Below are 14,682 nucleotides of genomic sequence, written 5' to 3'. Positions count from 1 at the left end.
CTTAATTCTCTTTCATTGCAGCTTTCAAGGCAGCAGCTAATGGGCTTTCTTCCGGTTCTTCTGCTTGAGAATATTTCTTCATCAAGCGACGTTCTTCATGTTTCGTCATTTTTTTCTTCTGCTCTTTTTTCCCTAGCATTTTCTCTGTCGTCCCATCAAATTTACAACGGAAGTAAGCCCCATTCTTGCCTTCAATGATTTCCATTTTGCGATGACATTGCGGGCAACGATGATTGGAGACTTTCGGATCTTTGCGACGGCGATAGTTACAATCTTGATTCGTACAAACATAGATTTTTCCATCTTTTGTGTTCTTCTCACGCAGATTCGAGCCACAATCTGGACATTTCTTTTGCGTAATCGAAAAATCTTGATACTGTTGCTTGCTTGTTTTGATTTCTTGAACAAGTCGCTTCGTTTCCTTCTCGATCGATTGCAAAAAGACATTCGCTTGTTTTTTCCCAAGAGCGATCGCTTCTAAATCTTTTTCCCAGCTTTCCGTTAAATCAGGTGTCACAAGCGATGGATTGACCAACTCTAACAATTGCTTGCCTTTTGGTGAGACTTGCAAGCCTTGCGGTGTGCGTTCCATCAGTTCGGATTTGATCAGCTTTTCAATGATCTCCGCACGAGTCGCCGGTGTTCCTAAACTGTGTTTTTCCATCAACCCTAACAGACTGGCTTCCGTCAAAGGTTTCGGCGGTGCCGACAATTCTTTCTTGATCGTAAAGTCAGGTTGGATGCGCATGTCTTTCTTCCAATCGAAAGAATCTACATGACTTTCCTCCGTGTTTTTCCAGCCTGCTTCCAACACACGATTTTGGCGGAAAACAAATTGTTCGTTCCCAAATACAACGGTGATTTTCGTTTGGCTGATTTTATGTGGCTCTGCAAACAAGCCTAAGAATCGTGTCACGATCATTTGATAAATCTTTTGTTCTTCATTGCTTAATTTTTCATAGCGTGGACGATTTTCCGTCGGTAACAAAGCATGGTGATCCGTTACTTTATTGTCTTGGAACACGCTTGTTTGGCGAACGACTGCCCCATTTTTTAAATAAGTTTTGACTTCTGGCGCAAAATCACTGATAGCTTGAAGGCGTTCTTTCATCGTGCTTTTCATGTCATTCGTCAAATATTTACTATCAGTTCGTGGATACGTCACGATCTTATGCGTTTCATATAAACTTTGAACGAGACCTAACGTTTTCTTTGCTGAATAGCCATAGCGCTGATTCGCTTCTCGTTGGATCTCCGTCAAATCATACGGCAACGGTGCTTTTTCTGTCTTAGTTTTTTCTTCAATACTCACCACTGTTCCCTTACTTTGACTCAGTGTTTTAACAAATGCTTGGGCTTCTTCGTGGGATTTCAAAGCAAACTGATTTTTTTGGACCATTTTTGCTTGTTCCTTGCCGACTGTCAATGAAATCGTAAAATACGTTTGTGGTCGGAACGATTCGATTTTCTTTTCCTGATTACGCACTAAAGCTAAGGTTGGGGTTTGCACCCGACCCGCTGATAAATTGTCTTGGTATTTCACAGTTAGCGCACGTGTCACATTCAAGCCGACTAACCAGTCCGCTTTCGCTCTAGCTAAAGCAGACTCATAGAGTGCGTCATAACTTTTAGCTGGTTTCAATTGGTTGAATCCTGTCTTGATCGCTTTGTCCGTTTGAGAAGAGATCCATAAACGTTTCACTGGCTTATTGAAGTGAACATATTCTAAGATCCAGCGAGCAACAAGTTCGCCCTCACGTCCGGCATCTGTAGCGATCACGGCCTCTGAGACATCCTTACGACTAGCTAACTGTTTGATTGCTTTCAATTGATGCCCTGTTTTTGGTAATGGCTTGATACCTAACTTTTTAGGAATCATCGGCAAAGTTTCCATTTGCCAGCTTTGCCATTCTTTGTTTAGATCCTCTGGCATCTTTAGACCTAATAAATGACCAAGGGCCCAAGTCACGATCACCTTGGGTCCTTCGTAATAATTTTTGTGTTTTTGATTAGCACCCAGCACCTTGCTTAGGTCTTTCGCAACGCTTGGCTTTTCCGCTAGAATTAGTTGTTTCATAAAAATCCTTTCTGCTTTCCATGGTGATCGGCTGATAATCCTTCAGCAGAGCAAGTCCTTTATATTGCTGCAAGTCATCATCACATTCCTCACACCAGCGCTCATCCCCATCATTCCAAAAAGCACTTAGAAAATTGGTTTTGGCATGGATATACTCATAATTGTTTTTAATGGCTAGCCATTTTTCTTCATAACTTTGTTGTGCTTCTTCAAAAGAGGCAAAAGATTCCTCCACTTGAATATCTTCTTGCCAATTTTCAAAGAACCACCAAGGCTCATTATCACCGAACATTGTAATTACTTGATACATACGTGCGCTCCTTTTCTCAGGTCATCTTAAAAACATATTAGTCACTTTCCAAGAAAGTTGCAAGAAATTTTGCTTAAAAGGGGCATTTTATGAATGTTCAGAAAATTAATTTAAATGATGCCTTTTATTTTATTGGTAAAGTTGCTATAAAGTCGTCGATCATCCAGACATAACTTGCTTCTGGAGAAACATTTGGTTCATTGGTAAAGTATCCTAAGAAACGCAACGAAAGATAACCATGGATCATGCTTCGTAATTCTCGACTACGGTGGACTTTTTCTTCTTTTGACAAGGAAAAAGCGTCAAATATTTGTAAAATGATTTGGTTCGTTTCATGTATTCCTTCTAATAAAATTTCTTCATTGGTATGTGGCACACTGATCAGAAGTTCATAGACTGCCTGATTTTCAAATGCAAAAGACTGATAGGTTTGCGCATACGCTTGTATTGCTTCTCCCTTACTTTTCCCTACCAACACTCGGCGCAATTGATCATTCAGCTCCGTTAAAAGTTTCGCAGTCAACGCCGTCTTTACTTCCCGAATATTTTTGAAGTGATTATAAAGCGAAGGTGATTTGATATTCAATGCTTTAGCTAAATGTTGAAAAGTGATTTGCTGTACAGCCATCTCTTCTGCTAATTCTCGAAAGCAGTCGATGATTTTTTCTTGTGACAGCGTTCGTTTTTTCATCTAATTTCCCCTCTTATGGAATAAACTCAATCTTATTCAGTTTACCACGAAAGACGAAGAGAAAAAAGACTTCTTCTTGATAAACTACACATTGTAGTTTATAATAAATGATTGTAGATGAAAATTTTCAGAAAGAAGGCTTTACTGTGGTTTCAAGATTAAAGGATTCTGTATTTAGAAAAAGAGAACCTTGGGAAAAAAATCTAGTGGTTTTGTGGTTTGGTACATTTATGGCCGGAATAGGTTTCAGTCTAGTGATGCCTTTTATGTCACTTTACATAGATACGTTAGGTAATTACAGTACAGCACAATTGAATTTCTGGAGTGGATTGACCTTCTCCTCCACTTTCCTTGTTACTACCTTGATTTCTCCATGGTGGGGACGCCTTGCCGATCAAAAAGGGCGGAAGTTGATGTTGTTGCGTGCCTCTTTAGGAATGGCGGTAGTGATTTCCTTGATGGGTTTAGTAACAAGCGTGTATCAATTAGTCGCTTTACGACTATTACAAGGCATTTTTTCCGGTTATATCAGTAATGCAACAGCTTTAGTCGCCACTGGTACCCCAAGAGAAAAAAGTGGACAAGTACTTGGCACTTTGGCTACTGGCTCTGTGACCGGAACATTACTTGGTCCTCTACTCGGTGGACTTTCTGCTTCTGCCTTTGGGTATCGTCCAACCTTCTTTATCACTGGGACGATCTTGTTCTTCGTTTTCTTGCTCAGCTTATTTTTCGTCCATGAAAAATTTGTCCCCGTAGAAAAAAGTGAATTGGTTTCTGCTAAACAAATTTTCCGTGACCTGAAATATCCACATGTCGTCATCGGTATGTTTATTACGACAATGATCATCCAAGCATCAAACAATTCGATCAGTCCGATCATTAGTTTATATATCCGTCAATTGTTACATGGACACGGCAACGTCACGTTGATCAGCGGGATCATTGCTTCTATTCCCGGGATTGCCACACTGATTGCCGCTCCTCGCTTCGGACGTTTAGGTGATAAGATCGGTAGTGAACGAATCTTAGCGATCGGTTTAGGCTTTGCCTTGATCGTTTACATCCCAATGGCTTTCGTAACGAATGTATGGCAACTTGCAGGACTACGATTTTTGATCGGAATCTCCGACGCTTGCCTCCTTCCAGCGGTGCAAGCCTTGATCACTAAATACTCTCCCGCACAAGCTGCCGGAAGAATCTTTAGTTACAATCAATCCTTCCAAGCAACAGGAAATGTCGTTGGTCCGTTGATTGGTTCAAGTGTTTCAAGCATGTTCGGCTATCGTGGTGTCTTCTTATCCACATCCTTACTTGTTCTTGCAAACTTTGTGCTTGTTCGCCATAATACGAAGGAGATTCATGAGCGGGAAGAGGATTCATCAGTGGCACAATTGACTACACATAAATAGAGGTTGTGACAGAAGTGTCCAGCTCCGAGAAATAAGCCAGCCAGTCCGAAAATTGTTCTTCAAATTTTTGGACTGGCTGGCTTATTTCCGAAGGAGCTACTTCTGGAACACCGTTTATTCAATTTTATAAGGCGTGAGAAAACAAATACCTCAGACTTTTATTTTAAACGTATTGCAAGACTTTCGTTTCTTGATACGCATGGTCGATCAATCCGCCACCTAGGCATTCCATTCCGTCATAAAAAACAACGGCTTGTCCTGGTGTGATTGCGCGTACGGGTTCGTCAAAGATGACTTCTGCGCGATTATTTTCTAATAAGCGCACGGTTACCGGTACATCTTGTTGACGGTAACGAAATTTCGCTGTACATTTGAATTCTTTTGGCATTGGTTCATTCGTTGTAAAATGGATTTCACTTGCATCTAAACTTGTCGCATACAATGCAGGATGATGGAATCCTTGTCCAACATATAATGTGTTCGTCGCAAGATCTTTACCCACCACGAACCAAGGTTCTTGTGAATCGCCACCGCCGCCGATCCCTAAGCCTTGGCGTTGTCCGATCGTGTAGTACATCAAACCAGCGTGTTCGCCTTTGACTTCACCGTCAAGGGTCACCATGTTGCCTTTTTTAGCTGGTAAATAGTTACTTAAAAATTGCTTGAAATTCTTTTCGCCGATAAAACAGATGCCTGTTGAATCTTTTTTCTTCGCCGTTGCTAGACCAGCACGTTCTGCGATCGCACGTACTTCTGATTTTTCCATGCCACCTAACGGAAAAATCGTTTTTGCTAATTGTTCTTGTGACAATTGGCTAAGGAAATACGTTTGATCTTTGTTGTTATCGACGCCACGCAACATATGTGACACGCCATTTTCATCACGTGTAACTTGTGCATAATGGCCAGTAGCAACATATTCTGCTCCCAAGTCCATTGCATAGTCTAAGAATGCTTTGAATTTGATTTCCTTATTGCACATTACATCTGGGTTCGGGGTACGTCCCGCACGATATTCTGCTAAGAAATATTCAAACACACGGTCCCAATATTCCTTTTCAAAATTAACTGAGTAATAAGGAATCCCGATTTGGGCAGCGACTTTCGCTACATCCTTATAATCTTCCGTCGCCGTACAGACGCCATTTTCATCGGTATCATCCCAGTTTTTCATAAAGATCCCGATTACATCATAGCCTTGTTCCTTTAACAAAAGTGCTGTTACAGATGAGTCAACACCGCCACTCATCCCAACGACAACGCGTGTTTTGCTGTTGTCTGTCATGGTATCACCATCATTTCAATTAGATTCTGAAACATCTACGAGTTGAAGGTCGCAACTTTTCAGTATTTTACATTATACGTCATCTTTCTGAAAATTTCACCCCTAAATAATCAATTTAAAAAAGCGACGTTTTTTAGTTGGTCCATTCCATGCTTTTCAGATACCAAAACTTTGCTATGAGATGAGTTTTATTCATGATTCAGTTTCTTACTACATTCACCAAAAACAAAAGCAGTAACACAACATTGAAATATGTAGAGAACAAATAGTTGATAAACAATAAGTAAAACTTTCGCCGGCTAGTTTCCAGTTTTGTTGCAGCGTATAGTCCAATCAACCCAGAGATCACCATCAACAGAAGTAAAGGAATCAAATAATAACTCTCGAAGGAATGACTTCGAAAAATAATCAAATAATGAGCATAAATAAATGCGAGTGTAGAAATAGACATCGGGATGATCAAGCCCATGATAAAGAATACTTTCTTCTTCTCTAACTCATGAAGTGCCCCCACAATCAATACGTACGCAATAGGAAACAATAAATACTCCACATTACCAAAACTGGCAAAACCTAATAAAGTACCTAGTACAATACCATACATCAAAACAAGATGAATCCCAATGAGCCCCCTTTTTAAGAATGCTGAGGGGATTCTAGTTGAGTAAAACAAACTGATTCCACTGATGATCCACCAAGAATATTGGACTGTTGCAAATAACCAATAAAATTTAAAAACAAAAACTAAACTTCCTAATAGAAAACAAAGCGCCAATAGATAGAACGAAATGTATTTATTCGGCATACTTTTTTTTACAATCATTCCACTCACTCCTTCTTTCTTAAATCCACTCACAATCAGATAAAATTTCTATTAATTTTTAAATTGTTCAATTGATACATAAAATAAAATGTACTAACTTTTGAAAAACTCTATCCCGAAGACTTGTAACCAATAAATTACGATAATCAAGACAGTACTGTAAGTAGCGAAAAGGTAATTCAGCCCTAGCAGTAGCCATTTTAACTTCGTCTTTTTTATTTTTGTCGAACAATAAAAACCAATCAAACCCGGAAAACCCAAACCTAATGCAAAAAGAATACCTTCAATTTCTCCACTTAAATAAATATGTATATAAAACAGACCACTTACACATGCAAGCATTGACAAACATAAAACGAATACATTCAATGCACGTTTCATTCTTCTTTCTCCTCCTTATCAACATCAATATTTCTCACTAAAAACAGAAATAGCTTCAAAAATTTAAAGAAAATTGGAAAATCGTAAATAAAAAGACATAGCCAAATACAAAATTCAACGTAATCAATGTCTTTTTCAGGTATCTGTCTGCGATTCCTAACGCAAAAACGATACTCCCTCCATTGATGACCCAACAAATCGAAATTGTGACTATAAATAGATGCGATTGATATTTAAATGATTCAAACAATATGGGACTAGCAAAGACACACGTAATGAATACAAGAAAAATTGACAATATCAATAGAACTACTGATTTTTTTGTACGAGACTTATTTTTTAGAAAAGACATTTATACGCTCCTTTTTACTATTTTTAATTTTCTATTTTACAAGCACACATAGACTAACCAACCATAGATACAACAAAAATTCACTAATATAATTCCTCTTTTCAAATATGGATAAGTGATTTTTGTTGAAAAAAACAAACTTGCAGTGCTACATAACCAACAAACCGTCATGATGAATATTCTGATTTCATATTGCAATTTAGAATACGGATAGGCATAGAATAAAAATAAAAGAATAGAGATTGCCAATAAAACAATTGAAAGAATAAATTCTAAATAATTTTTCTTGGTTAACATTCCTATTCCTCCTCGTAATAGTCTTAACTCATTTGGATAAACTTTCTAATAAACCATTCAATGAATTGCCCAATAACAATATACGTAGCAAAAAAGTAATTCAAAGAAATAAGCAACCATTTATAATGTCGAAGTTCCGCTTTAGTGGAAAAATAAAGTCCTAGCAGACTTGGAAAAGTCATCATGAAAAACAAAATAATCCGTAGAGCACTCTCTCCGGAAATGATTCCTCCAACAAAGCAACTCATCGAAAAAACATTGCTATAGATAATATGAATTGGTTATTCGTCATCTTATTCTCCTTTTTAATTTATGAATATCTGTATTTTCAAAAATCATATATAAACCACCAACCATAAATACAGAAAATGTTGATGCTAATGACAATACGTTTCAGAAATTTATTACTGATCGCCCGACAAAAAAATAAACTAAATCCGCTTAGTATCCAACAACCGTAGACAATAATCCTTTGATATACAAGTGGATATAGTCTATAGGATAAAAAATAATGTCTAGCAAGTAGACATGAAAGTATCAATAATACAAACGACAAAATCCAATATTTTTTATTTTGAATCATTTTTTTCTCCTTCTTTCAATATCTTTCTTGATACGCCTGTTCCTTTTTATTTATAAAAAAATTGTAAGAAAACATAGACCAAATCCCATATGGTGAGCGTAGTCGCAAATAAATAATTCACGACTAACAGAGACCATTTCAAGTACCTTCTCATAGTGATTTTTGTGGTAAAATGGATTCCCGCAAGTCCTGGGATAATGATCACAAACACCAAGATGAAGCCGATATATCCTCCATAATCTATGATTGCTCCCAATAAACACAAGATCGATAAAATCATAGAAACAACTAAACCGATTTTATAACCGTTCATAAGTATCTCCTTTCTTCGCTTCTTTTAAAAATAATCGAAGCTATTTTTCTATATTGACCGCTAAACATAAAACCCCACTACAATTAATTTTAATTCGTTATTTTAATTGTAAAATAAAATAACGAATAACAATTTAAATGATTGGTCTAATATAAATTTCTTATTTATATAAAAAGGGGGAAATAGCTAACGTCAAAAAACTAATTAATATATATTATATGTACAAAAAAATATAATTATTAGTTATTATTTTACCATATAAAAACTTATAATAGATTAATCCTCAAACTTTTTTTCGTTATTTTTTTATTTATTGTTACACTTCAATTTTCGAGTAAACAGGCATAACCAGAAATATTCTACCAACAACAAAAAGCATCCAAGTACTACTCGTAATAGTAGCACTTGGATGCTTTTCAACTATCTTTCAACTAAGTACTTCCGTCCCGATTGAGCCTCTTCTTTACCTTTTTTTCAGTCGTTCCAGTTCTGCTTGTTTTTTCTGATAGATTTCCTCTATATTGTTTTCTGATAAAGGTGTGCCAAAGGGTAATTTTTTTTCCAATAGTTCTCGTTCTGGTGCATCTACACCTACATTGACGTCGTTGCCGATCGGTACGCTGTAGTGATGGATATGTCCGTGAAGGTTGCGGATTTTATCATTGTTTCCTATCAATAACGGATAATGTGTCAGATAGTATTGTTGATGATTGAATTTTATGATGACGCCCACATCGTAAAAGTAAAATTTTTGTTTTCCTTCACTTTTCCATGGATCATGTTGTTCCAAGTATTTGAAAAAGGCTCGACTGTCATGATTTCCTTTAATAAAGTGGATCGTGCCATTCAATTGTTTGACTAAGGAAAGAATTTCTTCGCTGCCTTTTTCATATTTGGGATGCATCGCAAGGTCACCTAGATGATAGACATGGTCAGATTCCTTTACTACTGCATTCCAACTAGTAATCAACTGATAATTCATGCGGGCAACATTTTTAAATGGTCGTGGTGAAAAATCACTATTCCTGAGCAACCGTTCATGAAAAAAATGGATATCACTGATAAAATAATTCATCCAAGCTCACCGTCCTTTATAAATATCGTATGTGAAAACAAAAAAATAGGCAATCAATGCCTATCTTCAAAAAGAAAGTTTTTCTTAGCTATGTTTACTTTGTAATTCTATATCGTAGTTTCTTGCTGAAGGAACCATGTACAGCGCAACCGCACATAGTAATGTACCGATTCCAGCAATCACAAATAGTTTTTCTACGCCAAGGGCATCTGCTAATGGGCCGGCAAAGATCAAACCAACTGGACCGGGTAGAGACATCAGAGAATTGAACACGCCCAATACTCTTCCTAAAATACTTGGCTCAAAACTTTGCTGGATCATCGCCATCACTAATGTATTGTAGTAAGGTGTGGCCAAACCGGCAATCGCATTGAGAATGACAAAATAAATAAATCCTTGTGAGGTCGCTGGCAATAAACCACTCGCTCCAACTGATACACCTAAGACGATGTAAGAGATGATCACTAATAACATGCGATTCTTAAAGTGTCCAGAAAACCCAATGATCGCTCCCCCTACTAACATTCCAACAGCGTATATCACTTCGATCAAACCAGCTTGTCCGACGGTGCCATTGAAATAGCCCATAGTCATTAAAGGGTATAAGCTTGCAGCTGGCATGAATAACAGCATGAAAACTGCGCCATTGATCATGATATGCCATAATCCCCGTTTCTCGTACAGCTTTTTAACTCCAAATTTAGTATCCGCTAATAGATGAACCTTTTCCCCTTGTCTGTCAATCTTAGGGATCATAACAAATATCAACAGACCGACACCAAGAATGGCTCCTAACACATCTAAAAGGATCAAACCATTCATTGGCACCGCAGCAAATAAAAAAGCACCTAATCCAGGAGCAATGATATAATTCGCTGATTGGACCATTCCCAACCGTCCATTGATCCTTGTCAATTCCGTTTCAGGAACCATCGTTGGTAAGATCGATTGGATCGTTGGCATTTGAAAGGTCTGTGCGACTGAACGAATAAATAGAGAGACAAAGACTAACCATAACGGAAAGGTCGACATCACTGTTCCTACAATGGATAAAATAAGAGCAAAGATTGCAACAATGATATCCGTGTAAATCAATAACTTTTTCTTATCCCAACGATCAATCAGCGGTCCAACAAACGGACTTAAAAGAACCATCGGAAGCATCCCTAATAATGTGGCAAAACTTAAAATAGTCGCCGATCCTGTTTCTTGTGTTAAATACCAAATGATGGCATACTGCACGACCATACTTGTGATCCCTGATAAAAATTGACCTATAAGAAATAGGTTGATATTCTTTTTCCAATGTTTTTCCATAAATCCCTCCTGTTTTTTGTATCGTTTTATTCTACCATTATTAATCCAGCGATTGCTACAAAACAAAGTCCACATTATTTCTTCCTGATTGAAAAAATGGTAAACTGAATAAAACGTTTTTAGGAGGTACCACCATGGAAACAGTCAGTTTTCACACGACGATCAGCCGTTCAGAAATAAACATTGATTTTGAAGAAGAACAAATCCATTTCAGTATACTTAATAAAAAAACTAAGCTGTTGGAGAATTCCTTTTTTCTTTATTATGAAAAAAACAAATGCATTGCTATTGGAAAAGACGATCAGCCTAAAAGTTTTGACAAAGTGATTCTCGTCAAATTACCTTGGGATCTTGAAGCAGATTATTTTATGTACCTTTTGAATGATCAAGCAGCTGAGGCCGGATTAACCTTAGAAAAAGACCAAGATTTCAAAGAAAAGATCCCAGCAGAAGCCGCCAAAAAATTAGCACCAAGCATCGAAAAGGTAACGACTGTGTTGACGACTTTCGGCTATGGCTTCGCTCCGCTTCCTGAGACGAAAAAGAAACCTGCCAAAGCACGTCATCGCTGGACGAAACAAATCAGTGAGATTCCTTTTACAGTGGAATTTCGCGGCAGTAAAGCAACGCTTTATTGGATCAGTCGCAACGAGATGTTGATCAAAGCAGGTGCTACTTTATTACCTGATGCTCCATTGAATAAAGACGGTTCAGTCAGTTATGCAGCTAAATACGGTGATAAAATGCGCGACGACTATCAAGCGCAGATCAAAGATAACAAGATCGTGGAGGATGTTATCGTCAAAAGTGTGAATGAAGCTAGTTTACTATTGTATTATGGTGGAACAAATAGTTGGTTAGAATTAAAAGATCCCCAAGGAAAAACATTAGATGAATGGTCAAAAGTCGAATGATCGTTGACTACTAAAAAAATACCTGAGCGCTAGAAAGAACAGCTTGGCCTACTTATCGTCATATAAAGACGATAGACGTGCCTGATTCCCTAGCGCTTAGGTATTTTTAGTTTTTCTTTGCTATCTCACACGATTGATTAGCCTTCAACTTTTTCAAATAGTCCACGACTGATCATGCTATCCATCAAGAAATAAAACTTATCTTGACTCATTTTTTGCTTTGGATCTTTAAAAATATCGACTGCACGCAACCCATTGGCTGTCGTGATCGACATCTTCAATGACTTGATGTCTTTAGCAACTGTGATTTTTAATTTAAAGCCTTCTTTGCTTTGTGGGGTTGCATCAAGCGGACGAATCAATTGATAGTTGCCGCCGTTCGTTTCTGTAAAACCATTATCACGTAATGTGTATCTTTTTGCATCAGGATGTAAACGGTAAGTGACCGGAGAACCGAGTACGGACGCTGTTTGTTCAAATGCCATATTTTTCACCTCAGTAAATTTAGTTTCCTCTTTATTATAAAAGTTTCTGACTCGTTTTACTAGGCTTTTTCATGCTTAGATCGCCTTTACTAGGCTATCCGCAAATCGTTGGACTTCTTCTTCTATGTTGCCATAACCAAAACTGATACGGATCGATTCTTTCAAGAAAGGTGTTCCTTTTCCATACATCGCTTCTAGCACATGAGAAGGCTCGATATTTCCAGCAGTACATGCCGAACCGATCGAGATCGCAAAGCCTTGCAAATCTAATCTCATCAATAAGAGGTCATTGACAATGCCCGGAATACGTAAATTCAGGACATGCGGTAATTTATTCGATAAATCACCATTGATTGCATATTCAATGCCATTTTCTGCTAATTTATCTAAAATCAATTGCTGGAAGCCAACGTACTTTTTATTACGTGCTTCTCTTTCTTCAAGGGTCAATATCTCGACAGCTTTGGCTAGTCCGCAGATACCTGCCAAGTTTTCTGTACCAGCACGACGTTTTTCTTCTTGTTCGCCACCTAAAAGCAAAGGTGGGATGTTTACGCCATCTCTTTTATATAAAAAGCCGATTCCTTTAGGCCCATTGATCTTATGCCCTGATATGCTCAAAAGATCGACCCCTAATTCTTGAGGATGAATGGTTTGATTGCCATAAGCCTGAACAGCATCCGTATGAAAATAGGCTGGATGTTCTCGCAAGATTTCACCGATTTCTTTGATTGGTAATAAATTGCCGATTTCATTATTTCCGTACATGATCGATACTAAAATGGTTTCTTCTTTTAATGCAGAACGAAAATCATCGATGGAGATATTCCCTTTTTGGTCAACTGGTAGATATGTAACCTCAAACCCCTTTTTTTCTAGATACTTCATCGTATTCAAGACAGCTGGATGCTCTATAACTGTAGTAATCAGATGTTTCCCTTCATTTTGGCGTGAAAATGCTGTTTCAAGAATTGCGGTATTATCGCCTTCAGTTCCGCCACTGTTAAAAATGATCTCATGCGGGCGGACTTGTAAACTATCTGCCACAATTTGTCTGGCATTTTCTAATTTTTCATGAGCCATCCGACCAAATCCATGAATGCTCGAAGGATTGCCAAATGTCCCTTCCATGATATCCATCATTTCTTTGATTACTAACGGATGCATCGGCGTCGTCGCTGCATGATCTAAATAAATATTGCCCAATGTATTCATCCCTTTCAAATAGAACTAGGCACATTCTAGCATAGAAATAGCAAGTTACCAAAAATAAACTGTGCTAAAGGCGTTTTTTTAGTCGCTCGGACACAGTAGATGAAAAAAACACCATAAAAATGAACCGTGTTCCGCCATTTTATGGTGTTTCGACCTTCTTTATCTAAAGCTCTTCTCTTCCAAACGGAACAATGGGCTCATCGGTGTATTTTCGTGGATACGTTTCACCGCTTCTCCCATCAAGTTTGAACAAGTCACGATCGTCAAGTTTTCAGGATGACGTTCTTCTGTTGTATAGACAGAATCAGTAATACAAATGTCTTTGATCGGTGCTTCGTCCAAGATTTGTTTCGCAGGATCTGACAACAAGCCGTGTGAAGCACAAACGTAGATATCTTTTGCGCCATTTTCTTTCAGGACTTTGGCTGCTCGAGCGAACGTCAAACCAGTATTTAAAATATCATCAACCAGTATGCACGTTTTCCCTTGAACATTCCCGATGACATAGCTTTCTGCTGTTCCTTCAACTTCTTCGTCTGCATGATCAACGATCGCTAACGTACTATTTAGGTACTCTGACAAGCTGCGTGCACGTTGGACACCGCTATTCTTTGGTGACACAACGACAATGTCATCGCCAACTAATCCAAGCTCACGATAATAATGAGCAAACAATGGCATTGTAAATAAGTTATCTACAGGAATATCAAAGAATCCTTGCACTTGAACTGTATGCAGATCTAACGTCAATACACGTGTCGCTCCTGCTTCTTCAAGCATATTCGCAATCAGTTTTGCTGTAATTGGTTCATGAGGTTTCGCTGTACGGTCTTGTCTCGCATAGCCATAATACGGCAACACCACATTGATCGTTTTGGCACTTGCACGTTTCATCGCATCGATCATGATCAATAATTCCATGTAGTAATCATTGACTGGCTCATTCGTGGACTGAACGATGTAGACATGGTCGCCACGGATACTTTCTTCGATGTTGATCGAAATTTCTCCATCGCTGAATTGTTTGACTACACATTTCCCTAACTCTGTTCCAAATACTTTGGCGATTTTTTCTGCTAACGGTTGATTCCCATTCAAACTAAAGATTTTCAACGTGTCGTCCTGATACTTTTTACTCATGACATCCTCCCA

At 38.1% G+C, this 14,682-nt stretch carries 15 protein-coding genes; 2 read left to right on the top strand and 13 right to left on the bottom strand.

Annotated elements, in window-relative coordinates:
• Position 1: 1 nt before the first annotated feature.
• From IGL24_RS03435 to IGL24_RS03425, 3 genes are all read right to left on the bottom strand, one after another.
• Positions 2 to 2,077, bottom strand: a complete 2,076-nt coding sequence (locus tag IGL24_RS03435; protein WP_207700075.1) for a DNA topoisomerase III — start codon at positions 2,075 to 2,077, stop codon at positions 2 to 4.
• Positions 2,010 to 2,387 carry a DUF1033 family protein gene (locus IGL24_RS03430; protein WP_206857032.1) on the bottom strand — a complete coding sequence of 126 codons (378 nt, stop codon included), beginning with the start codon at positions 2,385 to 2,387 and terminating at the stop codon, positions 2,010 to 2,012. Before IGL24_RS03430 ends, IGL24_RS03435 begins: the two co-directional genes overlap by 68 nt.
• A 124-nt stretch (positions 2,388 to 2,511) precedes the next feature.
• Complete coding sequence (locus IGL24_RS03425) at positions 2,512 to 3,078, bottom strand: TetR/AcrR family transcriptional regulator (protein WP_206857031.1); 567 nt, start codon at positions 3,076 to 3,078, stop codon at positions 2,512 to 2,514.
• 107 nt (positions 3,079 to 3,185) lie between these two features.
• Here IGL24_RS03425 and IGL24_RS03420 point away from each other — a divergent pair, with 107 nt between their 5' ends.
• Positions 3,186 to 4,490 (top strand): multidrug efflux MFS transporter, encoded by a 1,305-nt coding sequence (locus IGL24_RS03420; RefSeq protein ID WP_242542447.1) that lies wholly within the window; start codon positions 3,186 to 3,188, stop codon positions 4,488 to 4,490.
• A 163-nt stretch (positions 4,491 to 4,653) separates the two neighbouring features.
• On the opposite strand, the gene mnmA is transcribed toward IGL24_RS03420, so the two are convergent.
• From mnmA to IGL24_RS03385, 7 genes are all read right to left on the bottom strand, one after another.
• Entirely contained in the window at positions 4,654 to 5,775 is a 1,122-nt protein-coding gene (gene mnmA, locus IGL24_RS03415) for a tRNA 2-thiouridine(34) synthase MnmA (RefSeq protein ID WP_207700074.1), read from the bottom strand.
• 199 nt (positions 5,776 to 5,974) lie between these two features.
• Positions 5,975 to 6,598 carry a hypothetical protein gene (locus IGL24_RS03410; protein ID WP_206857027.1) on the bottom strand — a complete coding sequence of 208 codons (624 nt, stop codon included), beginning with the start codon at positions 6,596 to 6,598 and terminating at the stop codon, positions 5,975 to 5,977.
• Between the two features lie 93 nt (positions 6,599 to 6,691).
• Positions 6,692 to 6,979, bottom strand: coding sequence for a hypothetical protein (locus IGL24_RS03405; RefSeq protein WP_206857026.1), 288 nt, complete (start codon positions 6,977 to 6,979; stop codon positions 6,692 to 6,694).
• Between the two features lie 388 nt (positions 6,980 to 7,367).
• Complete coding sequence (locus IGL24_RS03400; RefSeq protein WP_207115177.1) at positions 7,368 to 7,628, bottom strand: hypothetical protein; 261 nt, start codon at positions 7,626 to 7,628, stop codon at positions 7,368 to 7,370.
• Positions 7,629 to 8,257: 629 nt separating this feature from the next.
• On the bottom strand, positions 8,258 to 8,524 hold the full coding sequence (locus IGL24_RS03395) for a hypothetical protein (protein ID WP_206857025.1): 267 nt from the start codon (positions 8,522 to 8,524) through the stop codon (positions 8,258 to 8,260).
• 463 nt (positions 8,525 to 8,987) lie between these two features.
• A complete protein-coding gene (locus IGL24_RS03390; RefSeq protein WP_206857023.1) occupies positions 8,988 to 9,599 on the bottom strand; it encodes a metallophosphoesterase in 612 nt (203 codons plus the stop codon).
• Positions 9,600 to 9,683: 84 nt separating this feature from the next.
• Positions 9,684 to 10,916: an MFS transporter gene (locus IGL24_RS03385; protein ID WP_206857020.1), complete on the bottom strand. Its 1,233-nt coding sequence runs from the start codon at positions 10,914 to 10,916 to the stop codon at positions 9,684 to 9,686.
• Between the two features lie 134 nt (positions 10,917 to 11,050).
• On the opposite strand from IGL24_RS03385, the gene IGL24_RS03380 reads away from it, so the two are divergent.
• Entirely contained in the window at positions 11,051 to 11,830 is a 780-nt protein-coding gene (locus IGL24_RS03380) for a hypothetical protein (RefSeq protein WP_206857018.1), read from the top strand.
• Positions 11,831 to 11,967: 137 nt separating this feature from the next.
• Here IGL24_RS03380 and IGL24_RS03375 read toward each other — a convergent pair whose 3' ends face one another.
• From IGL24_RS03375 to IGL24_RS03365, 3 genes are all read right to left on the bottom strand, one after another.
• Positions 11,968 to 12,315, bottom strand: coding sequence for a DUF1831 domain-containing protein (locus IGL24_RS03375; protein WP_206857016.1), 348 nt, complete (start codon positions 12,313 to 12,315; stop codon positions 11,968 to 11,970).
• Positions 12,316 to 12,390: 75 nt separating this feature from the next.
• A complete protein-coding gene (locus IGL24_RS03370; RefSeq protein WP_347564935.1) occupies positions 12,391 to 13,521 on the bottom strand; it encodes a cysteine desulfurase family protein in 1,131 nt (376 codons plus the stop codon).
• A 168-nt stretch (positions 13,522 to 13,689) separates the two neighbouring features.
• Positions 13,690 to 14,670, bottom strand: a complete 981-nt coding sequence (locus tag IGL24_RS03365; protein WP_206857014.1) for a ribose-phosphate diphosphokinase — start codon at positions 14,668 to 14,670, stop codon at positions 13,690 to 13,692.
• Between the last annotated feature and the right edge of the window lie 12 nt (positions 14,671 to 14,682).

It is taken from the genome of Enterococcus sp. DIV2371 (assembly GCF_050498525.1).
Lineage (GTDB): Bacteria > Bacillota > Bacilli > Lactobacillales > Enterococcaceae > Enterococcus_B > Enterococcus_B mangumiae.
The sequence above is the reverse complement of the archived record's forward strand: the minus strand, read 5'-3'. Positions and strand labels throughout refer to the sequence as shown.

Coding starts and splice junctions, on each gene's coding strand:
- IGL24_RS03365 (WP_206857014.1), bottom strand. CDS start 14,670: ATGAGTAAAAAGTATCAGGACGACACGTTGAAAATCTTTAGTTTGAAT.
- IGL24_RS03385 (WP_206857020.1), bottom strand. CDS start 10,916: ATGGAAAAACATTGGAAAAAGAATATCAACCTATTTCTTATAGGTCAA.
- IGL24_RS03435 (WP_207700075.1), bottom strand. CDS start 2,077: ATGAAACAACTAATTCTAGCGGAAAAGCCAAGCGTTGCGAAAGACCTA.
- IGL24_RS03380 (WP_206857018.1), top strand. CDS start 11,051: ATGGAAACAGTCAGTTTTCACACGACGATCAGCCGTTCAGAAATAAAC.
- IGL24_RS03425 (WP_206857031.1), bottom strand. CDS start 3,078: ATGAAAAAACGAACGCTGTCACAAGAAAAAATCATCGACTGCTTTCGA.
- IGL24_RS03395 (WP_206857025.1), bottom strand. CDS start 8,524: ATGAACGGTTATAAAATCGGTTTAGTTGTTTCTATGATTTTATCGATC.
- IGL24_RS03400 (WP_207115177.1), bottom strand. CDS start 7,628: ATGTTAACCAAGAAAAATTATTTAGAATTTATTCTTTCAATTGTTTTA.
- IGL24_RS03420 (WP_242542447.1), top strand. CDS start 3,186: ATGATTGTAGATGAAAATTTTCAGAAAGAAGGCTTTACTGTGGTTTCA.
- IGL24_RS03375 (WP_206857016.1), bottom strand. CDS start 12,315: ATGGCATTTGAACAAACAGCGTCCGTACTCGGTTCTCCGGTCACTTAC.
- IGL24_RS03390 (WP_206857023.1), bottom strand. CDS start 9,599: ATGAATTATTTTATCAGTGATATCCATTTTTTTCATGAACGGTTGCTC.
- mnmA (WP_207700074.1), bottom strand. CDS start 5,775: ATGACAGACAACAGCAAAACACGCGTTGTCGTTGGGATGAGTGGCGGT.
- IGL24_RS03410 (WP_206857027.1), bottom strand. CDS start 6,598: ATGATTGTAAAAAAAAGTATGCCGAATAAATACATTTCGTTCTATCTA.
- IGL24_RS03430 (WP_206857032.1), bottom strand. CDS start 2,387: ATGTATCAAGTAATTACAATGTTCGGTGATAATGAGCCTTGGTGGTTC.
- IGL24_RS03405 (WP_206857026.1), bottom strand. CDS start 6,979: ATGAAACGTGCATTGAATGTATTCGTTTTATGTTTGTCAATGCTTGCA.